Raw genomic sequence first — 23,015 nt, 5'->3', positions numbered from 1 at the left:
TTTTCCGCTTTTTGCTGTTTTTCCAGGGGTTCCACAACTGGACGCTGAACCCGTTCCACATGATGGGGGTGGCTGGCGTTTTGGGTGGAGCGCTGCTGTGTGCCATCCATGGGGCGACGGTGGAGAACACCCTGTTTCAGGATGGGGATGCGGCCAGCACCTTTCGGGCTTTTGAGCCGACGCAGTCGGAGGAGACCTACTCGATGGTGACGGCCAACCGGTACTGGAGCCAGATTTTTGGGATAGCGTTTTCCAACAAGCGGTGGCTGCACTTTTTCATGTTGTTTGTGCCGGTGACGGGTTTGTGGATGTCGAGCATTGGGGTAGTGGGGTTGGCGCTGAACCTGCGGGCGTATGACTTTATCAGTCAGGAGGTGCGGGCAGCGGAAGACCCTGAGTTTGAGACGTTCTACACGAAGAACATTTTGCTGAACGAGGGGATTCGGGCGTGGATGGCGCCGCAGGACCAGCCCCATGAGCGCTTTGAGTTCCCTGAAGAAGTCCTCCCCCGCGGCAATGCGCTCTAAACCCACTGAGCTCGCTCGACTTTAGCTGCGGTAGATCCCTAGAGATCTGCTCTGTGAGGATGAGCGCTTGCCCAAGGGATCCCCTGCCGCGGATCCCAGTGGACAGGGAGCCCAACGGCAGGCGCTCGCGTTAACTAAACTTTTTTTGGTGTCTCTTGTTCCTGACTATCATTGGAGGTTGGTCTCTGTGACCTCGACAACATTTGGTTCTGCAGTGGTGCAAGATCGCACCCAAGGCGGATTTGCCTGGTGGGCTGGAAATGCCCGCTTGATTAATCTCTCCGGTCGGCTTTTGGGCGCCCATGTGGCCCACGCTGGCCTGATCGTCTTCTGGGCGGGAGCGATGCTGCTGTTTGAGGTGGCTCACTTCACGCCGGATCGGCCTATGTATGAGCAGGGCCTGATCCTGATGCCCCACGTGGCCACTCTGGGCTGGGGGGTTGGCCCGGGCGGCGAGGTGATTGACACCTACCCCTACTTTGTCATCGGGGTGCTGCACCTGATCTCCAGCGCCGTGCTGGGGTTGGGGGGCATTTATCACGCCATTCGCGGCCCAGAAACTCTGGAGCAGTCTTTCCCCTTCTTCGGCTACGACTGGAAAGACAAGAACAAGATGACCACCATCCTGGGGATCCACCTGATCCTGTTGGGGTTGGGGGCTTTCCTATTGGTGGCCAAGGCCATGTGGTTTGGCGGTGTCTATGACACCTGGGCTCCAGGGGGTGGCGATGTGCGGGTGATCACCAACCCCACCTTGAACCCCGCCGTGATCTTCGGCTACTTGTTCAAATCTCCCTTTGGTGGGGAAGGCTGGATCATCAGCGTTGACAACATGGAGGATGTGATCGGTGGCCACATTTACATCGGCATTATCTGCATTGCCGGTGGGATCTGGCACATCCTCACCAAGCCCTTCGGTTGGGCCCGCCGCGCCTTCATCTGGTCTGGGGAGGCCTATCTCTCCTACAGCTTGGCGGCGGTTTCGCTGATGAGCTTCATTGCCACCTGCTACATCTGGTTCAACAACACCGTCTACCCCAGCGAGTTCTACGGCCCCACTGGCCCAGAAGCATCTCAGGCTCAGGCTCTCACTTTCATCGTGCGCGACCAGCGCTTGGGGGCCAACATCGGCCAAGCCCAAGGTCCCACCGGTCTGGGTAAATACCTGATGCGCTCCCCCACGGGCGAGATCATCTTTGGCGGTGAGACGATGCGCTTCTGGGATGTGCGCGCTCCTTGGAAAGAGCCGCTGCTGGGCCCCAATGGGTTGGATCTGGATAAGCTGAAAAACGACATTCAGCCCTGGCAAGCCCGCCGTGCAGTGGAGTACATGACCCATGCGCCGCTGGGATCCCTGAACTCGGTGGGGGGTGTGGCTACTGAAATCAACACGGTGAACTTCACCAGCCCGCGCACCTGGTTGGCTGCTCACAACTTCATCTTCGGCTTCCTGTTCTTTGTCGGCCACCTGTGGCATGCCGGTCGCGCTCGCGCTGCCGCTGCTGGCTTTGAGAAAGGGATCAGCCGCGAGAACGAGCCGGTTTACCGGATGAAGCCGATCCGATAAGGGCATAAGTCCCTCTGGAATGTACCTTTGGCCCCCCCTTGCCGGGGGCCTTTTTTTGGGCATCCCCCCCTCAAGGATTGGCAGAAAGAAAGTTTGGGGTGGAAACTGAAGAGCGCTGAGTCATCAGAGCAGATGCACAAGATCCCTGTTACCGTCATCACCGGATTTCTGGGATCCGGCAAGACCACGGTGATCCGTCACCTTTTGCTCAAGAACCAGGGCCGCCGCATTGCCGTGTTGGTGAATGAGTTTGGCGAAGTGGGCATCGACGGCGAGTTGCTGCGGGATTGCCAACTGTGTGAGGGGGAGGGATCCATCCCCATTTTGGAGCTGGCCAACGGCTGTCTCTGCTGCACGGTGCAGGAGGAGTTCTTGCCCACCATGGAAGCTCTGTTGCAGCGGCGGGCGGAGCTAGACTGCATTTTGATTGAAACCTCAGGACTGGCCTTGCCCAAGCCGCTCGTGCAGGCTTTCCGCTGGCCCACCATTCGTACAGGCGCCACGGTGGATGCGGTGATTACGGTGGTGGATGGTCAGGCTCTGGCCTCCGGGCAACTGGTGGGGGATCCGGCGGCCCTGGAGGCCCAGCGACAGGCAGATGAGAGCTTGGATCATGAGACTCCTATTGAGGAGCTGTTTGAAGATCAGTTGAGCTGCGCCGATTTGGTGTTGCTGACCAAGGTGGATCAGATCTCTTCTGAGCAACAGGCGCAAGTGGAAAGCTGGCTGCGCCGGCGGTTGCCCCCTGGGATCCAAATTCTCCCCTGTGAGCGGGGGCAGGTTCCCCCAGAAGTGCTCTTGGGCTTTAATGCAGCGGTGGAAGACCAGCTCGAGCGCCGCCCCAGCCACCACGATCACGGGGAGGAGCATGAGCACGAAGCTTTTGAGTCTTTCTACCTCAGCTTGGAGGGAGGTTATGAGCCGGGATCCCTGGTGGCTCAGCTACGCCAGTTGGCCCAAGAGGAATGTCTTTACCGGATAAAAGGGTTTGTGGCCGTCCCCTACAAGCCGATGCGCCTGGTGCTGCAGGGGGTGGGATCCCGATTTGAAACCTACTACGACCGCCCCTGGCGACCCCAGGAGCCGCGCTTGACCCGACTGGTGCTGATTGGGCAAAACCTCAACCGCGAGCGCATTGCCGCCCAGCTCCAGGCCTTGGCCATCAGAGAAACGGTGGCCCCCACCGGCTGATCCCTGTCGGAGGCGAGTGGGATCCCTTGGGTCCTCGGCTCTCATCCCCCCGTCCCAGAGGGAAAGGAAGTAGCGTCCAGTTCTACTGTTACTCAAAGGTGGTCTAGAGGTAGGTATCCAAAAGAGAGGCCACGGTGGGGAAGTGGCAGCGCAAACCCAGGGTTTCTGGGGAAATGGCCGGGTAAACAAAATGGCGCTGGCGCAGACAGAACTCATCCCAGGCTGAAAGCCGCACCCGAAATAGAAAGGCCAAGCCGCGAACGAGAGCCGGGGGCAGAGGCACTCGGAAATAGATCCGTTTTTTGAAATAAGCACACATCTGTTCCACACATTCATCCCAGGAGAGGGGGGGATTGCCCAACACCCAATCGCCACCACCAGGCAGATGGGCCACCCAGTGGGCGACCATCTCGGCCACATCGGCAGCGTGGATAAAGTGGAAGCTGGCATCCACCCGCAAAAAGCGGATCAGATCCAGCCAGCGGAGAACGTCCTTGAGGCCGGCAGTGATGTGGGAGTAGGGGTGGTGGGGGCTGCCGCCAAAGAGCAGGGTGGGATAAAGGGTGAGCAGGCGCTCCGGCCAGAAGCCGCTTTCCTGCCGCCGCAGCAGCATCTCGTACTTGCTGCGGATGTAGTCGGTGCCGGCCCGTCCGGCAATGGCCAAAGGCTCCAGGTCCTGGTTCAAAAGGCTGGCCGTGGAAAAGTAGATCACCTGCTGACAGCGCTCCGGATCCAACAACTGAAAGAGCTCCAGGGTGTGGGTAACATTCACGGCCCAAGCCAGGGCGGGATCCCCCCAAGCTGCCGCCATGTGGATCAGCCCGTCCATCTGGCGCAGCAGAGCGGCGTGTTCCCGGATGCGCAGGAGATCGCCGGGTACTAGGGTGATAGGGGCGGGCAGTCGTTCCAGGGGCAGCCGCAGGCGGCTGGTCTCGCGGATGAGAACGTACAGGTGGTAGGCGGGCCGCTCCGGAAACTCGGGATCCCTTTGCTGGGCCAGGCGCTCCAACACGTAGTGTCCCAGGCAGCCGCTAGCGCCGGTAAGAAACAGATTTCGCAAGAGGTCTTCCCAACGGGACTCGATGAAAAAAGCTTCTGACTAGTGTACCGCCTCAGCTTCTGTCTGCCGGACTGCCTGAGCCCTCAATTCCCCTGCAAGAGAGCCGCTCGACTGGGCAAACTTCAGCAGGGATCCCACACTGGAAATCTGGCCGCAAGGATGTCAGCATAGTTCGACAAGAATCCAACTCAAAGAGCGCACCACTTAAGGTATCCATCTGCATCTGTGGCTGTAACCTCCTCTCCGCCTTCCCGTTCCCGCGCTTTTGACCTTTGGCCTCCCCTGGCCTTGGTTTTGCAGCGGCTGACCCAAGCGGTGCCGGTGCTGCTGTTGATCACGCTGCTCAGTTTTTTGCTGTTGCAACTGGCCCCCGGAGATTTTTTGGATCCCTTGCGGGCGGATCCCAGTGTCAGCCAGGAGTTTATTGCCCAAGAGGAAGCGCGGCTGGGGTTGGATAAGCCCTTGGTTTGGCAGTACTTGACCTGGCTGGGCAACCTGCTGCAAGGGGATTTCGGGGTGAGCTACACCTATCGCGTGCCAGTAGCACAGCTCATCCTCTCCCGCGCCGGCGCTACCTTGCTGTTGGCGGTGTCCTCTGTGGTGCTGACTTGGCTGGTCGCCATTCCCCTTGGGATCCTGGGGGCGCTGCGGCAGAACACCCCCCTGGATCGGGCGTTGCAGTTGCTCAGCTACCTGGGCCAGGCCATGCCCAGCTTCGTGCTGGCCATTTTGCTGCTAATTGTGGCCCAAAACGTGAGCTGTCTGCCGGTAGGGGGGATGACCAGTGTTTATTTTGCCGAGCTTAGTTTGGGGGAAAAGTTGCTAGATCTGGGCCGCCACCTGCTCCTGCCCACGCTGGCCCTGAGCATCACCAGCTTTGCCGGGCTGCAGCGGATTACGCGCGGCAATTTCTTGGATGTGCTGCGGCAGGAATACATCCAGGCGGCGCGGGCCCGTGGGATCCCAGAGTGGCGGGTGATCTGGTTGCACGCGCTGCGCAACGCCGTCAACCCCTTGATCACGATCTTGGGCTTTGAGTTTGCCAATCTGCTCAGCGGCTCTTTTATTGCCGAGTTTTTCTTCAATTGGCCGGGGCTGGGCAAGCTGCTCTTGGAGGCTGTTCAAAGTTTCGACATCAATGTGGTGATGGCGGGGCTTCTGCTGGGGGCCGTGATGCTCATTCTGGGCAATTTGTTGGCCGATTTGCTCCTGATGTGGATGGATCCCCGGATCCGACCCGACTCACTGCTGTAGTTAACCATTGCTGCTACGGATCCCTCAAACAGGCGGCTCAATTGTGGAGACAATATCCCGAATCACCGCCTCAGCCTCTTGCCGTCGGTTGCCGGCCATCTCTCCCGACCCGGCCAGAGAAACCCGATGGGTCAGTACCGGCACGAACAGTGCTTGCAGATCTTCTGGCAAACAAAAGCTGCGCCCCTTCACCAGCGCCTGAGCCCGTGCTGCCCGCGCCAAGGCCAGGGCTCCACGGGTGGATACCCCCGCCCGCAGCAGCTTGGACACGCGAGTGGCCTGCACCACCTGCAGAAGATAGTCCGCCAGGGATCCATCCAAATACACCTGATCCACCGCCGACTGAATCTCTCGCAACTCCATCAGGGAGAGAACCGGCTGCAGAGCATCCACCGGCTCGGCCTGTTGCCGTTGCAAGAGTAAAGCTCGCTCTACCTCAGGGCTGGGGTAGCCAATCGACAGCCGTACCAAAAACCGATCCAACTGGCTTTCTGGGAGGGGATAGGTGCCGTGGTACTCCAAAGGATTTTGGGTGGCCAACACCATAAATGGGCTGGGCAGCGGGTAGGTGCGATCGTCCAGCGAAACCTGCTTTTCCGCCATTGCCTCCAGCAGGGCACTTTGGGTGCGGGGCGAGGTGCGATTGATTTCATCCGCCAAGACCACGTGGGCAAAAATGGGGCCGGGACGAAATTCAAAATCCCCTTTTTCTTTGTTGAAAAGGGTGAGGCCAAGGATATCTGTCGGCAATAGGTCGCTGGTAAATTGAATCCGCTGAAACTTGGCTCCCAAACTGTGGGCGATGGCCCGCGCCAAAGTGGTCTTGCCTACACCGGGCACATCTTCAAGCAAAACATGACCTTCCGCAACCAAGGCCGTGACCACCGCCTGCACCACCTGCGATTTGCCCTGAAACACGGATTCGATATTGGTAATCAGCTTGCCAATCTGTTGGTGCAAGGTTTGTAATCGCTCCGCTGGGATCCGTGCTGAACTAGACCGGGTGCTGACACTCGCCATAAACCATTCCCAAAGGGGCCTATTCCACCTTACAGGCTGGATCCCATTGCCAGCTCAGGGCGGGATCCCGCTAAACCCCAGTGAAAAACCGGAGTATCATAGACCTAAGCCCTCCACAAGGATGGATATCTTGGAACTGTCTTGCAAAAGTGAATATGCTCTCCTGGCCCTTCTGGAATTGGCCCAGCACTACAGCGATGGCCAGGTGCTGCAGATTAAAGAAATTGCGGCCCATCAGTCCATACCCGACCGCTACTTGGAGCAATTGCTGGCCACCTTGCGCAGACAGGGGTTGGTGCGCAGCCAACGGGGATCCAAGGGAGGCTACTTCCTGGCCCGAGCACCCTGGCAGATCTCGCTGCTGGATGTTATCCAGGCCATCGAGGGGGAAGATCTCACCCGCTCCCGCGACTTGCCCTCGGGCGATCTCACCCCAGAGCGGGAAGTGCTCCTGAAGGCCTGGCAAGATGCCCAAGCTGCGGCGGTAGCCATTCTCCAGAAGACCACCCTACAAGACCTCTGCGACCGGCAGGCACAACAGCAACAGGCTCGGCTCATGTACTACATCTAGGCCAGAGGCTGGAGCTGGGATCCCTGGCAAGTTTTGGGTTATCCTGAAACACATTGCTTTTTGAATTGAGCCCTTTCCATGACCGTTCGCTCTTCTCGCTCTCAGGCTGCCGATACGTTTTCTGCGGAAGATTTTGCCCAGGCTTTAGACAAGCAAAACCTCAGCTTTCAACCGGGGCAGGTGGTGCAAGGCCGCATCTTCCAACATCAGAACGATGGCGCTCTGGTGGATATTGGCGGCAAATCCCCGGCCTTTTTGCCCCTCAAGGAAGCAGGGATCCGCCCAGGGGAAGATTTGAGTGCGCTCTTTCCTTTAAAGACAGAAGCCGAGTTTCTCATCCTGCGGGAAGATGCAGAAGGACAAATTGTGCTCTCGGCGCGGCGGCTGAGGCTGAAGCGGCTTTGGGAAGAGCTGGCCCAGAAGCAAGCCAACGGCCAGACGGTAACCGTTCCGGTGATCGCCACCAACAAAGGGGGGGTGGTGGTGGATGTGCAGGGGCTGCGCGGCTTCATTCCCCGATCCCACCTCAGCCAACGGGAAAGTCTGGAGGAGTTGGTGGGGCAATCCTTGACAGCAAGCTTTATCGAGGTGAACCCAGAAGCCAACAAGCTGGTGCTCTCCCAAAGGGCGGCTGTAAAGTCCGAGAACCTGAGCCGCTACACCAGTGGCCAAGTGGTGGAAGGCAAAGTCAGCGGACTAAAACCCTTCGGTGTGTTTGTGGACTTGGAAGAAGGGGTAACCGGGCTGTTGCACATCAAGCAGGTCAGCCAAAGTTTTGTAGCCTCGCTACCGGATTTGTTCAAACCAGGCCAACGCATCAAAGCTGTTGTCATCGATGTGGATGAGGCCAAGGGACGGATGGCCCTCTCCCTGCGGGTGCTGGAAAAGCATCCGGGCGAGGTGCTGGAGCAGCTGGACAGGGTTATGGAGGAGGCCGAAGAGCGGGCCGGTAAACTCAAGGGGAGAATAACATCCGACGGCCAAGTCATCTGATCCCATCTCTGCCTCGAGTTCGGATGCAAAACCTGCAGAGGGAAAGCAAGACGCCTTACGGCAATCAGAGGAAAATCACCCCTCCGTAAACCTCAAAGTGGAAGGTGGATCCTGGCTGTGCTCAACGCCTTACGGCAATCAGAGGAAAATCACGGTACTCTAGTACTACCCTTACTCCTGCAGGGGCCTGTGCTCAACGCCCAGGGGCTTACCTCTGACAATACCACTGGTCTTAGCCCTCTTCAGCCAGGAGGTGATTTTCGGAAGAGTTCCCAGAAGAGGGCTGGATCCCCTACCCCCGCATAGGCAACCTCGAAGGGTAGAGCTTAGGATGGCTTGACCCATCTCCTCTTTATCAGCTCTCTCGCTGCCTATGAACCTGTCATCCATTGCCAAGCCACAGCAGCTTTCTCTTTTGCTGATTGCACTTCAGCTAACTCTGGGAGCGCCGGCGACAGCTCATCCGGTCACCAGTTCTGCAACGGACTCGACGGCGGCGGCCATTCAGCGAGTAACGGAAATTCATGGCGGAGCTGGGCCTTGGGCCGTGGTCGGCTATCGCATGGGGATGCGCGCTCTGCAGGAGCTGGGCTTGATGAGTCCAACTCCCCACACTTCTAGGAACCGTTTTCTGGTGGAGGTCATTCACGAGTCGCCGGCAGAGATCCCGTTCGTGTGCATTGTGGATGGCTTGCATGCTGCAACAGGAGCCAGTTTGGGCAAGTTGAACTTGAAGCTGGTGGAGGTCGAATCTCTTGAAAAAATGCGCAGTGTGGTCATCCATCGAGAGACCGGCAAGCGGGTGGAGTTTCAAGTTTTGCCCGAGTTTATTGACAAATACCGGAACTTGCCCCCGGAACAACTGGCGGCTGCAGGGCAGGAAGTTCTTCAACTGGCCGATGAGAAGCTTTTCCGTCTCGCCATTAGCCCCTAGCAGGGAATATCGCTTCGGGATCCCTTCGGCATTCCTGAGCCAATCAGCTCCAGACCTAGATGGGTGGCCACCTCTGCCGGATGCTCTCTTTCTGGAACTAACTCTGATTATCGTGGGCTCGCTAGGTACCCCCTAAGGGATCCGGGCTTGAGCGAATACATCTTGAGGGATCACCTTTAGACCCGGCAGGAAATCATCTTGAATGGCTTGGGATCCCGTAAAGGTGCGCGGCGGGGCATCGGGATAGAAGACGGTGATGCTCTTGGCTTGGGGATCCACCACCCAAACCCTGGGGATCCCAGCTTCTAGATAATCGGTTGCCTTCTGAGCTATGGCTCCAAAACTCTGGCCAGGAGAAAGGATCTCGATCACCAACTCGGGAATGGCAAAACAAGGTTCATCGGTCATGGCCTCAACCGGCAATCGCTCGTTAGAGATGTAAGTAACATCAGGAACTGGGATCCAGGGCTCTGCCTTTCGTGTTAAAACAACTGCCCACTCAGTATGTGCTGACCCAGGCTTAGGACACTCAGGGCTAGAGCACCAGTCCTCCAAAATTTGCCACAACACCGGTTGGAGACGAGCATGGAAGCGTTTTGGCGACATGGGTTCGTTTTTGGAGACGGCCCGCCCATCGACTAGCTCATAGACAATATCCCCCTCCGGCAAGGCCAGAAACTGTTCGGGAGTTAGCTTTTGACCTGAAATGGACAACTCTGGAGTCGATAGCATCACAGGATCCCCGTTGTTTAGGATGGCCGAATCTCTGTCTAGGCTAGCTCTGACATCCCCCACCTCCACCGTTTTGAAACAGTTGTCGAGCAGGGATCCAAATCCAGCGGCAAGATGGCTCCACTCAATTTTGGGGGTAGAGATCCCCATCTTTCTGGCACCGGCTGAGCAGAGGATGCCACTTTTCGTGAGAGGATAGGGCAACATTCAACCCAGAACCCTCTCCAGGCAACTTGAGAAGGGGGGGCTTCCAAGCTGCAGTAGCTTGAAGATGCCCGTGCTTCAATGCTTGAAAGCCGTCATCGAGAGGATCCCTATGGCTAATACCCTTTTGACCACTCTAGGCACCAGCCCCTACAGCGAGACGGTGTATGTTTTTGGGGAGCGGAAAGCCGATAGAACCCGTTATGTTGCCAAAGCCCTCTGTCAGCTCTTTGACATCGAGAGGGTGATTGTGCTGCTAACCCAAGAAGCACATGACACCCATTGGAAGCATCTACAGGACTGCCTACCCCCCCACGTGGAGAAAATTGCCAAGGCCATTCCTGAAGGGAAAACCGAGGCAGAGACCTGGCAGATCTTCGATGTGCTGGTCGATAGCATCGAGGCCAACACACGGCTGGTTTTCGATATCACCCACGCCTTTCGCTCCATCCCCGTACTGGTGCTCTTGGGAGCCGCCCTTTTGCGCAAGGCCAAGAATGTAAATATTCAGGGGCTGTACTACGGTCTCTATCTCAAAGACCAGCAGGAAACACCCATCATCGATCTCACCCCCGCCCTTCGTCTTTTGGACTGGCTGACGGCTACCGACAAATTCATCAGCACCGGCTCGGCGCTGGAGTTGGGCCAACTTTTGGATACAGTTCAACGGGACTTTTACCGCCAACCAAAGCTCGGCAAAAGGGATCCCAAGCCCATCCGGCTGCAGAACTTTGGCCAAGCCATCCGCAATATCTCTCGTTCCCTGGAGCTGGTAAGACCGGTCAGCCTTTTGGAGGATGACTTGCTTAGGTTGCAAAGGCACTCCACCCAGGAGTTGGCAGAAGAGGTGGGCCAATTTGCCAAGCCCTTTGGCTTACTGTTGCAAAGCATTCAAGACAGCTACAGCCAACTGGCTTTGCCAGCAGACAGAGCTACGGATGCCAAGGCTCAAGTTCAAAAGCAATTTCAACTGCTGCGCTGGTATGTGGAGAAACGCTTCACCACGCAGGCAATTCTCTTAGCTCGGGAGTGGGTGATCTCGGCCCTCTGCTTGTGTGAGGGGCTGCCCAACTACCGCCAGCGGGAAGCGCGGCAGGAGATCGAACACCAACTGGGATCCCTCATTCCACGGAAAGACCAGCCCCAGGCGCCTCCTGACATTGCTGCCCATGTTCCCGATGTGCAGAAACTTGCCAACCTCTGGTCTCGCCTCAGCCAGTACCGCAACGATGTTGCCCATGTGCAGATGAATCTAGACCCTTTGAACAGCGAAGCTCTAGAAAGCTTTGTTTTGCAAGACCTGCTGCCTGGCCTGGAAGAGCTGTTTCCCAAATTGACCTGGGCAGAAGGGAAGTTGGAAGGGGATCTTTCCACTTCTCCGTAGGCTAAAGACATCGGTTCGCCCTCAGGTTCTGGGTTTTTGGTCAAACAACGGCTATTGAGAAATACTGAAGAAAACTGAGGGCTGGCCGGGATCAGATCGATTTTGTTTTGTAGCTTCTGTAGCCACGACATCGGGCGGCTACCGGGGTTTTGTTCCTTGTTCGAGGAGTTCCTAACTGTTCTGTTTCTCCAGCGAAAACACCATGTCTTACTACTGGCAAGCTAAGCTCTGGGGTCTGTTACATGATCCCGCCCTCAAAGCCCTACACGACAGGACTGGCCGCTCCAAGGAAGGGCTGTGGACCAGACTGGCGGCGATGCAGGGATGGTCTTCTCCCAAAGCCGAGGGATCCTCTCCCATAGGCGATGCTGATCTCATCGCCTCGGCCAGCGACCGCGCGGCCATTGGCCATTTGCCCATAGCCATCAACTATCAAGTTGAGGATCGCAACTTGGGTCTTGGACTAGAAATGAGCCACTTGCTCTCCGGGCGCAAGCACTTTTGGCAATTGGCCGATGACCAACACCAAGCCCTCAAGGATGCCGGCTCCCGTGCAGACTACCTGATGGAACGGGAGGAGAGCGCCATCCCCGATTGGGTTTGGCAGGAGACGGATCCCCAAAAAGTGTTTTGGTGGTTTTGGCGGTGCTTTCCCCAGGCCATTTGTCAGGAGTTTGGGGATGAGAGCTTGCTGCTATTGCCGGCAGAAACCCGGCTGCCAGACGGATCCCTGTGGAGCCACGCCAGCGTCACCGCAGCCCTAGCGGGATGTTTGGCCGGCTACGAGGAGCCCACGCGACCCTTCTTGGTGAGCTTTACCTTCAACCCCATCCAGGAGTTGATCAAAGCCAGCCGCAAGATGCGGGACTTCTGGGCCGGATCCTGGCTGCTGCACTACCTTTCTGCTCGCATGAGTTGGCGGCTTGCCGAGAAATACGGCCCCGACTGTCTGCTCTACCCCAGCCTCTACGGCCAGCCGTTAATCGACCACTGGCTGCGGGAGAAGTACCCCGAATTTGAAGAATGGATCCCTCAACCTTCTGCCAACGCCCTGCTCACCGCCGGTTTTCCCAACGTGCTCCTGCTGCTGTTGCCGGAAGACCGGGTGCAAGCGGCCATGCAGATGGCGCAGCAGACCCTCAAGGAAGAATGGAAGCAGTTGGCCCAGAGGGTGCTGGATCACCTGCAGGGGGATCGCCGCTGGCTGAGGCAGTTGCACCCAGAGGATCCCTCCTGGGGAGGGTGGCTAGAGCACCAGTGGCAGCACTACTGGGCAGCCGTGCCCTTGGGATCCCCGGCTCATGCCCTCAAGGATACCGGCATCCTCAAGCCCCCTCAGGTTTCCATTGATGAGGATCCCTGGGTCAGCGCCCAAAACCGCACCCATCACCTAGAGGCCAAGCAAAAGCTCTTCGGGGATGAGGAGCTGGAGTTTCTGCGGGCTAGCTTTTGGGATCCCCAAAGACAACAGCGCCGCCAATACAAGGCCGGACTCAACGTCGGATCTTGGTGGGCAGCCGCAGTGGAGCAAAGTCGGCGGCTACAAGCCGCTTGTAAGCAGGCCCGCGATTGGCAGCTCCCCGTTGCGTTTGGGCCGCGCAGCACCGTTTCGGGCTTGGGGCCGGTGGTGCATCCCTCACCGCGGCAGGGGTGGATAACAGAAGGGGAGAGTCGGCGGCTTTGGCAACGGCAGGCCGGACTCTTCGATGGCCGGGAACAGCTCAATGCCACCGAAACCCTCAAGCGGGGCTTGTACAAAGTGCTGCCGGAGCTCTTCCGCGAGCTGGATGAAGACCAGATTGCCGCTTCCTACCCGGATCTCACCGCTGGCGTAGCCGGCTACCTCAAAACCCAAGGGCGACGGGAACGAGAGCACTTCGAGCAGGCCTGTCAGGCAGTGGAGGCCCGCTACCCGGAGGTCAGAGGGGTGCTGCGGGAAATGCGGGGCAAATGGGGGATCCCGTGGGCCGACCGGCAGAACCTGCGCTACCATCCCCGTCTGCTCAATGCTGGTTGGCTGGTGGAAGACCTGGAGCTGGACGAGGAAACGCAAAGAAGCTACCGGCAGGACATCGAGACGCTTCTAGGCCGCTACTACCCCAGCGTTAACCCCGCCAGTTGGTACGTGCTGGCTGCCGGGGATGGGGACGACATGGGCAAATGGCTCAGGGGCGAGAAGATGAAATCCTACTACGACTATCTGCCTCAACCCCTACAGCGGCTGGCCAACGGGCAAACGGAAGCCATTGGCGAGGTCTTTGGCAAGGACAAGGAGGAGCTGGAGCAAGTCAAAGACGCTTTTCAGAAGTTTGTCAAAAACAGCCGCAAGCGCATGGGGCCTGCCACCCACAGCGCCCTAAGCCGCGCCCTGCTGGATTTTTCCGGCCAGTTGGTGCCCTACCTAACAGAGCAACGCTATGCAGGCAAGCTCATCTACGCCGGCGGGGACGACGTTTTGGCCTACACCAACCTCTGGGAGTGGGATGGCTGGCTGTGGGATATTCGCCAGTGTTTCCGGGGGGGAGAGGATGACTGGCGGGAGTTTGAGAACCTGGGGGACTACTGGCAGTGGAAAAAAGGGCGGCCTCCCGAAGGTTTGAGCCGGCGCCCCCTCTTTACCCTGGGATCCGCAGCCACCATCAGCTTCGGCGTGGTGATTGCCCATCACTCGGTGCCTCTGGCCATTGCCCTGGAAAACCTTTGGCAGGCGGAAGAAGAAGCCAAGGGCCACCTCTATGCCCATGGCTGCCCCAAAGACAGCGTGCAGGTGCGGGTGCTGTTTGCCAATGGCAACCAACTGGTGAGCACCAGCAAGTTCGACACGTTCGACAAGTGGAAGGATCTCCTTGATTTTGACTGGAAGCTCATGGGCCAGCAGCAGGATCAAAGCTCCTTGTTTGAGCAGGCAGCCCAACTGTGGGAGCAACATCCTGCCCCCAGCCCAGAGGCGGTGCCAGCCTGGGCCACGCTCTTTTGCAGCCGCCGGGATCTCTTCAAACAGGAATCGGAGCAGAAAGAGCACTTCCAGAACAAGCTTGTGGAGTTTATCCAGCATTTTTGGCAGCACAGCCTGCCCGCCCAGCCCCAGGAGTGGGATCTGGAGATCAAAAACTGGTTCAAGCTGGCGGCTTTTGTGCTGCGCAACCGCACCGTGAAATTGGGGAGGAACGGCCGATGAGTTGGTTTACCCTATCACCCTTGGATGTGTGGATGTTTCGAGATGCTAAGCCCTTTGCCCCGGGAGAGCGGGCCTGGGCCAACAGCAGCTTTCCCCCTAGCGGCCATACCCTTGCTGGTGCTATCCAGGCTTACCTGGGCCAGCCCTTGACGCTGCGGCTGCGGGGCCCCTTTCTCTGCCATGACGAAAGGCTCTATTTCCCCGCCCCTTTGCACCTGGAAGACGGATCCCCCCTTGTTCCCGTTCCTTGGTTGGACAAGACGGATCCCTACTTCCATTGCCGCTGGGATCCCACCCGGCCAGCCCCGTTGGTGTCCCTGAGGCCAGCAGAGGAGGAACCCGAAGGCAGCCAGAGCAGCAAGAAGAAAAAAACGGGAGGCTATCTGCCCTTCGAGGTGGTGCAAAAGGCGCTGGAAGGCAAAGGCTGGGATCTCAGCCAGGCCGTCAAGCCGCCGTTGAAGTATGAAGTGCGGCCCCACAACACCCTGCAGGTGAGCAAGCGGCAAGTGCGAGAAGCCGATGGCTACTTTGTGGAGACCTGTATCCGTCTTCAGCCGGGCTGGAGTTTGGCCCTTTCCATCGAGTGCTGGGATCCCGATCGCGAAGCCTGGGATCCCCTACCCCTTAATCAGGAAGCAGTGCTGCGGCTGGGGGGAGAAGGCCACTGCGCTTTGCTGGCCCCCTGTCCGAAGCTGCAGGAGCAGTGGCAGCAGTTGCAGGACCTTTCTCAGGCCGCCTTTTGCCAAGCCGGACGCGCTTTGGCCTACTTGGTGACCCCAGGTGTGTTCATCAAAAAGGTGGACGGGCGTTCCCTCTGCCGCGCCTGGCCGTGGGAATGGCGATTGGCCACTCCCCATCCTGCTCACTCCCTCACCGGCCCCCTGGTGAGCGTGGCCACCGGCAAGCCCGTTCCCATCAACGGCCGCCTGCGGGTGGATTCTCTACAACAGTCGCGACAGATCAGCCTACCCGCTCCTCAAGTTTTTGCAGCGCCTCCTGGCAGTGTCTACTACCTGGAGCAACCAGCCCCCCTCAACCAAGAAGAGCCGGAGCTGGAAGATGGCCGGCCCAACGTCTTCTATCGCTCGCGGCTTTTGGGCTACAGCGAATTGCTTTGGCTCCGTTGGGCCGACTGAGCGCAGGTGTTTGAAGTTCTGTTTCAGAGTTGATGAAGGAGTGTTTTCCTATGGCTTTTCACGTAGTCTATCTCACCTTGTTGACCCCTCTGCACACCGGCGGCACTGCCCAAGAAGGGAACCTCTTGGGGATTGCCCGCGAATCCCACACCAATTTGCCCTACATCCCTTCCAGCACCATTCGGGGCAGGTTGCGGGCCAGCGTGGCCGATAAAGACAAAAAATTTGAGCTCTTTGGCAACGAAATTGGGGAAGGGGATCAGCTTACCCAAGGATCCATTTGGATTGGGGATGGCTCTTTGCTGTGGATCCCTGTGCCCTCCCTTAGCCATGGGGTGGTGTGGATAAGCTGCCAGCTTCTGCTTAAGCGCTGGCTGCGGCTAACAGGCCAGAGTCTGCCAGTGCCGGATCCCTACAGTACGAGCTTGAAGGCCGACCGACCCATTTACCTCAAAGATGCCATTCTCAAAGAAGGTCTCAAACAATGGTCGGGATGGGAGAGCTACACCAAAGACCCCAACATCAGTCGCGTGATCGTTTTACCAGATCAGCATTGTGCCACCCTCATTCAAATGAGCCTGTGGCGGCAGGTGAAAGTCAAGCTTAGCGAGCAAAAGGTTGTGGAAGGAGGCTTCCGCTATGAAGAGGCCATTCCTCCTGATAGCTTGATGTACTTTGCCTGGGGGGTTACAGCCCAAGCAAATGGCAGTTCTGAAGAGGTGATGAAAGAGTTTCGAGATCTGCTGCAATCCAACCAGATTATGCAGATTGGCGGCCAGGAAAGCTTGGGCCGAGGCTTTGTGGAGCTGTCTTTGAACTAGATCTCAACCTAGGAGGGAGGTTTTATGAATAGCTTTGATCCGCGCACAATGGCCAAGCCCGTTTACGAATCCCTGTGCCAGCTCAGAGCACAAACCAGGGATCCAGAAAGGCTAAAAGAGCAAAAAAACCAGGCTGTGGAGCTCTACACCTATCTTTCTACTTGGGGCCTGCTGCGCCTCAAGGCCGAAGAAGATGCCCTTAGCCAAGAGGGCAAAAAAGAGGTGGTCAAGGAGTTTTTCGATTGCCTAGAAAAGATCTCCGGTCAAAACGAAATTGCCAAATCCAACGGCCTGGATCGTCTCATGGGGTTGGGAGTTGAAGAGTACCTGGGTTTAACAGGGCTGGGACTTGCTTTGGCGCAAGAATTCAGCTTCTGGGCTACAGCCATTTACCATGACGATGACGTTAGCGGAGGGGACTAATGAGCGTAGCCATTCCAATCCAGTCTATTTCCCTGTGTGAAGGAAGCCAAGTGGTCATCCATTCGCTGACTTGGCAAGACTTTGAGAGCATCTTGGAAGAGTTAGGGGAAGACCGCCACACTCGCATTGCCTATTACAACGGCACGTTAGAGATCATGTCTCCCTTGTCCAAACATGAGCGCCCTCACCGCATTGCCGGAGATATTGTGAAAGCTCTCCTTGATTCTCAAGGGAGAGACTGGGAAGACTTTGGCTCAACAACCCTTAAAAAGTCTGGCAGTGCTGGGGTGGAGCCTGACACCTGCTTTTATGTCCATCACCTGGAGCAGATGCGAGGGTGTGAGGGAAGAATTGATGTTGATCTATTGCCCCCGCCTGATCTGGCCATTGAGTCCGACATTACTTCCCGAACCTTTATCGATGCCTATAAAGCTATTGGCGTGCCGGAAGTTTGGCTCTTGGGTGAGCGAAGTTTGCGGATATTTATTCTGCAGGGAGAAGACTACGTAGAATCGAGCTGCAGCCGGCTTTTCCCAGACTTCGACATCCCCAGGCTTGTGCCTCAACTCATTCGACGCGCCTTAGAAATTGGCACCAGCGCTATGTTGCGCAAATTTCGGCAAACCCTTGGCAATTCCTAATACTGCTTTCCAGCTTTAGGAGAAGATCAAATGCCTAGCAATCGTCCTGCCAACGCTCCACAACCCCTTCCCCGTCCTGGAAGACCAGGCTCACCTCAGCAAGGGGATCCCAGCCGTCTGCCAAGTTCAGGAAGTCGAGGAGGAGGCCATCCCCCCAATCAGAGAGGGGGGAGTGGTGGTGGAGGGGGCGGCAACCATTCCCAACCTTCTCCCTGGCTAGGGCATCCCTTGGATCCCAACCCCAGCCCAGATCCCACAGCGAGCTTTATTAGCTTTATTGAATATCTGCGTTGGATGAGGGCTCCAGCAACTCCTTTCAAAGACGGAGCCAAAGTCGATCTGGTGCACCAGGCAGAAGCAAAGGCAAACTACGGAGCGCGTCTTCAAGTTCTGAATGCTCGCATCAAACGCATTGCCGGAGAAAAAAACACTTTTCAGGTCACCTGTCCCTGGCGAATTCGGGTAGGCGGAGCCAAAGGCCCGGAGAGCATGCTGCTGCCCGCTTTTGATCACTTAGGGATCCCTTACCTTCCCAGCTCCACCTTGCGGGGGGTAGCCCGCGCCCAGGCTATTCGAGAGTTGATGCAGAAGCACAATCTGTCTTGGGAGGAGGCAGATAAAGCAGTGGCACCCTGGCTTGGGCATCTAGAAGCTGAGGACAAAGATAGTGCTGGCAAGGTGATCTTTTTAGATGCCTACCCCGTGCCAACCCGTCCCCAAAGACAAGGGGATCCCGATAATTCCAGAACAGGAGGTCTAGCTGTCGATATTGCCAATAATATCTGGAAGTGGAACGGTCAAAATCTTGAATACTCACCTAATCCCAACCTCTTCTTTTCTCTCAAGCAAGCCACTTTTTTGATTGGCCTGCGCAAAGGCCCAGGCTGCACCGACGAGATGTTAGCCCAAGTGAAAGAATGGCTCATCCGCGGGCTGGAGCAAGGGGTGGGATCCCAGGTGAATACCGGCTACGGTCGGCTGATCCCCTTAGGGAAATCACTGGACAAGAGCCAAGGAGAATTCTTGCGCCTGCCCTTTGAGCTAAAAGGCCAACTCATTCACGGACGGCAGGTAGTCAACTGGAGGCCCGATAAGAATCGCTACGACAACCGATCCATCGCCGAAGTGCGGCCCGTAGCCTTTAAGAATATGCTGCGCTATTGGTTCCGCACCTTTGCCCTGGGAGTTTTGCCGGTCGATCAGGTGCAGGAGTGGGAAGGGCAACTTTTTGGCGCCATTACCCCTAAGCAAAAACACGGCTGGATCCATGTAGATCTCCTAAATGGCAAAGTCTCTCAGCCGGAGCCAGAGCCCAATCGGGAAGGAAGAAATAGACCCGCAGGCCGACAAGAAGGGATCCTCATCTTAAGTCTTTCTGGCGAGTGTCAAAACTATGCTTCCCAGGAAGATCAAGAGGCGGTGGAAAAGCTCTTTACTAACCTCACCTGGATGATGTTCCATCTGGGAGGTGTGGGTCAAGGAGCTAGAAGACCCTGCTACTCCCGCCAGAACCGGGAGCGGGCTCCCTGGTGGCGCGGCTCTACCCTAATTCCCAGGTCGGAGGATGCCTTTTGGAAGCTGGCGGAGTCGGTGGCCGGGTTTCAGAAGCTTTTCCAAAAGCGCCTGGGCAACTTCTTTGACGCTCTCAAGACTCTAACCAAGCAGGCCATTAACCCCGATAGCCCAAGAAGTGCTGGCCAGGTTCAGAGGGATAAATGGCCGCAAGCGGTGGATGCCAACTGCAGGATCGTAGTCTGCAGCGGCGAGGAAGATTTCAACAAACCCTATGCCCTGGCAACTTTGCATCGCTTAGGCCGACAAGATGAAGGCCGGTACGACAAATTCTTGTGCGGGGGTGTACAGGGAGGTGCTCTGCCCTCTCCGGTTTGGATTGCCGATTTGGGTGATTACCAAGTGGTTACCGTTTTTGGGGCAACGGCAGATCCTAGGAAAAAGTATCTTGAGGAGCTCAAGAAAGATGCTGATGATTTTCAAGTAATCTGGCCCTTGAGATAGAAGAAATCTCGAAGAATTTTTGGAGTAACAAAATGCCCAAAAAGAAGATCAATGCCAAAGTTCTCAGAAACCTTGTTACAGCCGTAATCAATGGCTCGATTACACTGGCCATTTTGCTCATTGCTCCCTTGGGCCTGGCAGCCGTGATTACCAACACTATTTTGGTTGCCATTGCCAGCTTCTTTTCTGGAAGCTTAACAGAGATGGTCATGGATCTTTTGTCAAGCCCTGAAATTGACGTGGAGGTTTTGCCAGAAGAGCGCCAATCCAAGACCAGCACTTCCATAGAGCCAAGGCGAGGCTCAGAGAGTCTGCGTCGAGATGATCAATAATGCGAACCTTGTATGTTTCCCAGCAAGGGTGCAGGCTAAGCCTCAGGCAAGAGTTTGTGCTGGTTCATTTGGGCGAGTCGCTCTTGCAAGAGATGCCTCTGCCCTTGCTGGAGCAAATTTTAATCTTTGGCCGCTCTCAGGTGACTACCGATGTTGTGAGGGAGTGCTTGAAGCGCAATATCCCCATTGCCTACCTCTCCCGGCTCGGCTATTGCTACGGTCGCCTCATTCCCATTGAAAGGGGCTACCGCCGCCTGGCCCATTGGCAACAGGCGCTCCCTGAAGCATGGAGACTGCAAACAGCAGCCCAAATAGTGCGAGCTAAGCTCCTCAATGGCCGCGTGCTGTTGATGCGACAACTTAGGCAGCGCCCCAGCGAAACCAGGGATCTGACCCTGCGCAGTCTGGAACATTTGGCTGCTCAAGCTCTTGAGGCCAAGTCTCTAGATCAATTGCGGGGCATTGAAGGAGCGGCTGCGGCTCTGTATTTCCCGGAATTGGGAAATTGCCTTCAGCAAAGGGGCTTTGTTTTGCTTAACCGCACTCGACAGCCGCCCACTAACCCGGTTAATGCCATGCTCAGCTTTGGCTACATGGTGCTCTGGAACCATCTATTAACCCTGATTGAGCTGCAAGATTTGGATCCCTATCAGGGTTGCTTGCACGCTAGCAGTGAACGCCATGCTGCTCTGGTTTCGGACTTACTGGAAGAATTTCGGGCGCCTATTGTAGATTCAATAGTCCTCTGGCTGATCAACAAGGGCATTATGAACATCGAAGAAGACTTTGAGTATCGCGATGGTGGCTGTTTTCTAAGTGATAGTGGCAGGAAAAAGTACCTTACAGCTTTCATCCAAAGAATGGAGGGATCCATCCAGACCCCTGACGGAGATCAACCCCGCTGGGATCTGCTAACGCAGCAAGTTAAAAAGTTTAAGCAATCCGTCTATAATCCTCAAGATTTGTACCAGCCCTACCGGATTCGCTGATGTTTCTTTATGTTGTTACCTACGATACTCCCTGCGACAAGCGACGCAAGAAAATTGCCGACCTGCTAGAAGGCTACGGCAAGCGCGTGCAATACAGCGTGTTTGAGTGCGTCCTCGACAAAGACAAGTTCGAGGAGCTCAAACTGCGGCTCCGCAAGAAGATCAAGCCCGAGGAAGACAGCGTCCGCTTCTATCCGCTCACTAGCTATGCCCTCGCCCAGGTGGAAATCTGGGGTGGGCCTGCCCTGACTGCACCCCCCAGCTCGGTCATTGTGTAGCTCAGGCAAGTCTCTTCCTACTTAAGCACTCGGTGTTTCCAAAAGCACACTCAAACGGTATCAACGCCTGCGCGAGCGATCCGCCAAAAGCCGCAAAGGCCGATTCTTTCGTCCGATCCCTCGACGCCTTGCGCCACAAGGCTTTCCGGCCCCAAAGCCCCCTCGCCAGCACCCTTTTTGCCGACTTTTTTCCGGATCCCTCGCAAATGGGTCTTGCATTCCTTGCCCTGCTTGGGTTTAATAGGGGTGGAGTTCCCCCTTCGGGGGGATCCCTAGAAATTGGAAACGAGGTGATTAAAGCCAAGGCTACGAACTCGTCCCCGAGTGAAGTTCCCCCTTCGGGGGGATCCCTAGAAATTGGAAACTGTAGTCGGGGTTATGGAGAAGCCGGTAGAGGCTGAAGTTCCCCCTTCGGGGGGATCCCTAGAAATTGGAAACTTCCTTAGTGTAACGCATATTTACCTCCCTTTACGGGAAGTTCCCCCTTCGGGGGGATCCCTAGAAATTGGAAACCGTTTAGCTGCTTCAGCGACCACCGAGCTTGGCTCGGATCGTTCCCCCTTCGGGGGGATCCCTAGAAATTGGAAACAACTCCTCTCCCTTTCGGGATAAGAAAGAACACCCAGGTTCCCCCTTCGGGGGGATCCCTAGAAATTGGAAACAGGATTTGTTCCTTTGTATACTTAGCCATAATTAACCTGTTCCCCCTTCGGGGGGATCCCTAGAAATTGGAAACACGAAGCGAAGGGCATCGCCCAGATAGACCCGCCCGAGTAGTTCCCCCTTCGGGGGGATCCCTAGAAATTGGAAACATCAAAGTCTGCAGCGACGAAGAGTTCTTTGATTACATCTTGTTCCCCCTTCGGGGGGATCCCTAGAAATTGGAAACGACCGGACAAACCGTATGGCGTCCCCCCAGTTAAATCGTCGTTCCCCCTTCGGGGGGATCCCTAGAAATTGGAAACTTGTTTATCCCTGTAGAAGGGAGGTTAACCATGAATGTTCCCCCTTCGGGGGGATCCCTAGAAATTGGAAACGCCTAATCGGTAGCTCCCCTGGCGGCACGTTTAACCAGAGGGTTCCCCCTTCGGGGGGATCCCTAGAAATTGGAAACGATGTAAGCCCCCCGTGCGTGTTCGCCCCAGAACATCGCAAGTTCCCCCTTCGGGGGGATCCCTAGAAATTGGAAACTTAGCTTCGTTAACTGTTCAGCGGACAATTTAATGTTCCCCCTTCGGGGGGATCCCTAGAAATTGGAAACTGCAGTAGTTACTACACTTAAGTTGTTTACTAAATATGAGCGTTCCCCCTTCGGGGGGATCCCTAGAAATTGGAAACTAGCCATAACCAACCTCCTATTGGCAGGGAATACTGAGTTCCCCCTTCGGGGGGATCCCTAGAAATTGGAAACTTTAAGGCATGTATAGCCCTGCGTAGGTATGTAGATAGTTCCCCCTTCGGGGGGATCCCTAGAAATTGGAAACTGCCATTTTACTAGCCATAATTAGTCTCCTTAGGTAGTTCCCCCTTCGGGGGGATCCCTAGAAATTGGAAACCAAGAAATTTATAAAGCAAAGCTAGAAGTAGCTACGCTTGTTCCCCCTTCGGGGGGATCCCTAGAAATTGGAAACGTTCTGTAGACCTCGGTTGAGGTCAGTTCCATTGGAGTGTTCCCCCTTCGGGGGGATCCCTAGAAATTGGAAACAAATATTTGCGCCAGTCACCATAAACGTAACGAATTGTTCCCCCTTCGGGGGGATCCCT

General features: G+C 56.4%; 19 protein-coding genes, 1 pseudogene and 1 CRISPR repeat array. Of the genes and pseudogenes, 17 read left to right on the top strand and 3 right to left on the bottom strand.

Annotated elements, in window-relative coordinates:
* The 3 genes and pseudogenes from ACVWVQ_RS12970 to cobW form a co-directional block, all read left to right on the top strand.
* Positions 1–527 (top strand): annotated as a pseudogene (locus ACVWVQ_RS12970) (photosystem II D2 protein (photosystem q(a) protein)); the annotation flags it as partial.
* A gap of 187 nt (positions 528–714) precedes the next feature.
* The gene (gene psbC, locus ACVWVQ_RS12965; RefSeq protein WP_369791763.1) at positions 715–2,094 is read left to right on the top strand and encodes a photosystem II reaction center protein CP43; all 1,380 of its coding nucleotides are present in this window, start codon (positions 715–717) and stop codon (positions 2,092–2,094) included.
* A gap of 132 nt (positions 2,095–2,226) precedes the next feature.
* On the top strand, positions 2,227–3,285 hold the full coding sequence (cobW, locus tag ACVWVQ_RS12960; protein WP_457508877.1) for a cobalamin biosynthesis protein CobW: 1,059 nt from the start codon (positions 2,227–2,229) through the stop codon (positions 3,283–3,285).
* A gap of 103 nt (positions 3,286–3,388) precedes the next feature.
* Here the strand turns inward: cobW and ACVWVQ_RS12955 are convergent, their stop codons facing one another.
* Positions 3,389–4,345, bottom strand: a complete 957-nt coding sequence (locus tag ACVWVQ_RS12955) for an NAD-dependent epimerase/dehydratase family protein (protein ID WP_457508875.1) — start codon at positions 4,343–4,345, stop codon at positions 3,389–3,391.
* 225 nt (positions 4,346–4,570) lie between these two features.
* Between ACVWVQ_RS12955 and ACVWVQ_RS12950 the strand changes: the two genes are divergently transcribed.
* Positions 4,571–5,599 (top strand): ABC transporter permease, encoded by a 1,029-nt coding sequence (locus ACVWVQ_RS12950; RefSeq protein WP_457508873.1) that lies wholly within the window; start codon positions 4,571–4,573, stop codon positions 5,597–5,599.
* Between the two features lie 24 nt (positions 5,600–5,623).
* Here ACVWVQ_RS12950 and ACVWVQ_RS12945 read toward each other — a convergent pair whose 3' ends face one another.
* Positions 5,624–6,619, bottom strand: a complete 996-nt coding sequence (locus tag ACVWVQ_RS12945; RefSeq protein ID WP_457508871.1) for an AAA family ATPase — start codon at positions 6,617–6,619, stop codon at positions 5,624–5,626.
* Positions 6,620–6,749: 130 nt separating this feature from the next.
* On the opposite strand from ACVWVQ_RS12945, the gene ACVWVQ_RS12940 reads away from it, so the two are divergent.
* From ACVWVQ_RS12940 to ACVWVQ_RS12930, 3 genes are all read left to right on the top strand, one after another.
* On the top strand, positions 6,750–7,190 hold the full coding sequence (locus tag ACVWVQ_RS12940; RefSeq protein WP_414332250.1) for an RrF2 family transcriptional regulator: 441 nt from the start codon (positions 6,750–6,752) through the stop codon (positions 7,188–7,190).
* 78 nt (positions 7,191–7,268) lie between these two features.
* Positions 7,269–8,183, top strand: a complete 915-nt coding sequence (locus ACVWVQ_RS12935) for a S1 RNA-binding domain-containing protein (protein ID WP_414351627.1) — start codon at positions 7,269–7,271, stop codon at positions 8,181–8,183.
* A gap of 373 nt (positions 8,184–8,556) precedes the next feature.
* Positions 8,557–9,117 carry a formylmethanofuran dehydrogenase subunit E family protein gene (locus ACVWVQ_RS12930; RefSeq protein WP_414341810.1) on the top strand — a complete coding sequence of 187 codons (561 nt, stop codon included), beginning with the start codon at positions 8,557–8,559 and terminating at the stop codon, positions 9,115–9,117.
* 132 nt (positions 9,118–9,249) lie between these two features.
* Here ACVWVQ_RS12930 and ACVWVQ_RS12925 read toward each other — a convergent pair whose 3' ends face one another.
* Entirely contained in the window at positions 9,250–9,999 is a 750-nt protein-coding gene (locus ACVWVQ_RS12925) for a Uma2 family endonuclease (RefSeq protein ID WP_457508869.1), read from the bottom strand.
* A gap of 166 nt (positions 10,000–10,165) precedes the next feature.
* On the opposite strand from ACVWVQ_RS12925, the gene csx2 reads away from it, so the two are divergent.
* The 10 genes from csx2 (at position 10,166) to cas2 (ending at position 21,251) form a co-directional block, all read left to right on the top strand.
* Entirely contained in the window at positions 10,166–11,437 is a 1,272-nt protein-coding gene (gene csx2, locus ACVWVQ_RS12920; RefSeq protein WP_457508867.1) for a TIGR02221 family CRISPR-associated protein, read from the top strand.
* A 202-nt stretch (positions 11,438–11,639) separates the two neighbouring features.
* On the top strand, positions 11,640–14,615 hold the full coding sequence (gene cas10 / locus ACVWVQ_RS12915) for a type III-B CRISPR-associated protein Cas10/Cmr2 (protein WP_457508865.1): 2,976 nt from the start codon (positions 11,640–11,642) through the stop codon (positions 14,613–14,615).
* Complete coding sequence (locus tag ACVWVQ_RS12910; RefSeq protein WP_457508863.1) at positions 14,612–15,751, top strand: type III-B CRISPR module-associated protein Cmr3; 1,140 nt, start codon at positions 14,612–14,614, stop codon at positions 15,749–15,751. The genes cas10 and ACVWVQ_RS12910 overlap by 4 nt, the downstream gene beginning before the upstream one ends.
* A 50-nt stretch (positions 15,752–15,801) precedes the next feature.
* Positions 15,802–16,572, top strand: coding sequence for a type III-B CRISPR module RAMP protein Cmr4 (gene cmr4, locus ACVWVQ_RS12905; RefSeq protein ID WP_457508861.1), 771 nt, complete (start codon positions 15,802–15,804; stop codon positions 16,570–16,572).
* A 24-nt stretch (positions 16,573–16,596) separates the two neighbouring features.
* Complete coding sequence (locus ACVWVQ_RS12900) at positions 16,597–16,995, top strand: hypothetical protein (RefSeq protein ID WP_457508859.1); 399 nt, start codon at positions 16,597–16,599, stop codon at positions 16,993–16,995.
* On the top strand, positions 16,995–17,636 hold the full coding sequence (locus tag ACVWVQ_RS12895) for a Uma2 family endonuclease (protein ID WP_457508857.1): 642 nt from the start codon (positions 16,995–16,997) through the stop codon (positions 17,634–17,636). The genes ACVWVQ_RS12900 and ACVWVQ_RS12895 overlap by 1 nt, the downstream gene beginning before the upstream one ends.
* Before the next feature lie 30 nt (positions 17,637–17,666).
* Entirely contained in the window at positions 17,667–19,652 is a 1,986-nt protein-coding gene (locus tag ACVWVQ_RS12890; protein ID WP_457508855.1) for an RAMP superfamily CRISPR-associated protein, read from the top strand.
* A 32-nt stretch (positions 19,653–19,684) separates the two neighbouring features.
* The gene (gene csx18 / locus ACVWVQ_RS12885; protein ID WP_099812781.1) at positions 19,685–19,984 is read left to right on the top strand and encodes a CRISPR-associated protein Csx18; all 300 of its coding nucleotides are present in this window, start codon (positions 19,685–19,687) and stop codon (positions 19,982–19,984) included.
* Complete coding sequence (cas1, locus tag ACVWVQ_RS12880) at positions 19,984–20,973, top strand: CRISPR-associated endonuclease Cas1 (protein ID WP_457508853.1); 990 nt, start codon at positions 19,984–19,986, stop codon at positions 20,971–20,973. Before csx18 ends, cas1 begins: the two co-directional genes overlap by 1 nt.
* Entirely contained in the window at positions 20,973–21,251 is a 279-nt protein-coding gene (gene cas2, locus ACVWVQ_RS12875; protein WP_414389456.1) for a CRISPR-associated endonuclease Cas2, read from the top strand. The genes cas1 and cas2 overlap by 1 nt, the downstream gene beginning before the upstream one ends.
* Positions 21,252–21,502: 251 nt before the next feature.
* Positions 21,503–22,956: direct repeats of the CRISPR family, unit length 36 nt; unit sequence GTTCCCCCTTCGGGGGGATCCCTAGAAATTGGAAAC.
* Positions 22,957–23,015: the final 59 nt, after the last annotated feature.

Source organism: Thermostichus sp. MS-CIW-36 (assembly GCF_054059035.1).
Note: the sequence above shows the minus strand (reverse complement) of the source record. Positions and strands in the feature narration are given on the sequence as shown.

What these genes read in the sequence shown, in the direction of transcription:
- cobW (WP_457508877.1), top strand. Translation starts at nt 2,227, where the DNA reads ATGCACAAGATCCCTGTTACCGTCATCACCGGATTTCTGGGATCCGGC.
- ACVWVQ_RS12945 (WP_457508871.1), bottom strand. Translation starts at nt 6,619, where the DNA reads ATGGCGAGTGTCAGCACCCGGTCTAGTTCAGCACGGATCCCAGCGGAG.
- ACVWVQ_RS12935 (WP_414351627.1), top strand. Translation starts at nt 7,269, where the DNA reads ATGACCGTTCGCTCTTCTCGCTCTCAGGCTGCCGATACGTTTTCTGCG.
- ACVWVQ_RS12930 (WP_414341810.1), top strand. Translation starts at nt 8,557, where the DNA reads ATGAACCTGTCATCCATTGCCAAGCCACAGCAGCTTTCTCTTTTGCTG.
- ACVWVQ_RS12925 (WP_457508869.1), bottom strand. Translation starts at nt 9,999, where the DNA reads ATGGGGATCTCTACCCCCAAAATTGAGTGGAGCCATCTTGCCGCTGGA.
- csx2 (WP_457508867.1), top strand. Translation starts at nt 10,166, where the DNA reads ATGGCTAATACCCTTTTGACCACTCTAGGCACCAGCCCCTACAGCGAG.
- cas10 (WP_457508865.1), top strand. Translation starts at nt 11,640, where the DNA reads ATGTCTTACTACTGGCAAGCTAAGCTCTGGGGTCTGTTACATGATCCC.
- ACVWVQ_RS12910 (WP_457508863.1), top strand. Translation starts at nt 14,612, where the DNA reads ATGAGTTGGTTTACCCTATCACCCTTGGATGTGTGGATGTTTCGAGAT.
- cmr4 (WP_457508861.1), top strand. Translation starts at nt 15,802, where the DNA reads ATGGCTTTTCACGTAGTCTATCTCACCTTGTTGACCCCTCTGCACACC.
- ACVWVQ_RS12900 (WP_457508859.1), top strand. Translation starts at nt 16,597, where the DNA reads ATGAATAGCTTTGATCCGCGCACAATGGCCAAGCCCGTTTACGAATCC.
- ACVWVQ_RS12895 (WP_457508857.1), top strand. Translation starts at nt 16,995, where the DNA reads ATGAGCGTAGCCATTCCAATCCAGTCTATTTCCCTGTGTGAAGGAAGC.
- ACVWVQ_RS12890 (WP_457508855.1), top strand. Translation starts at nt 17,667, where the DNA reads ATGCCTAGCAATCGTCCTGCCAACGCTCCACAACCCCTTCCCCGTCCT.
- csx18 (WP_099812781.1), top strand. Translation starts at nt 19,685, where the DNA reads ATGCCCAAAAAGAAGATCAATGCCAAAGTTCTCAGAAACCTTGTTACA.
- cas1 (WP_457508853.1), top strand. Translation starts at nt 19,984, where the DNA reads ATGCGAACCTTGTATGTTTCCCAGCAAGGGTGCAGGCTAAGCCTCAGG.
- cas2 (WP_414389456.1), top strand. Translation starts at nt 20,973, where the DNA reads ATGTTTCTTTATGTTGTTACCTACGATACTCCCTGCGACAAGCGACGC.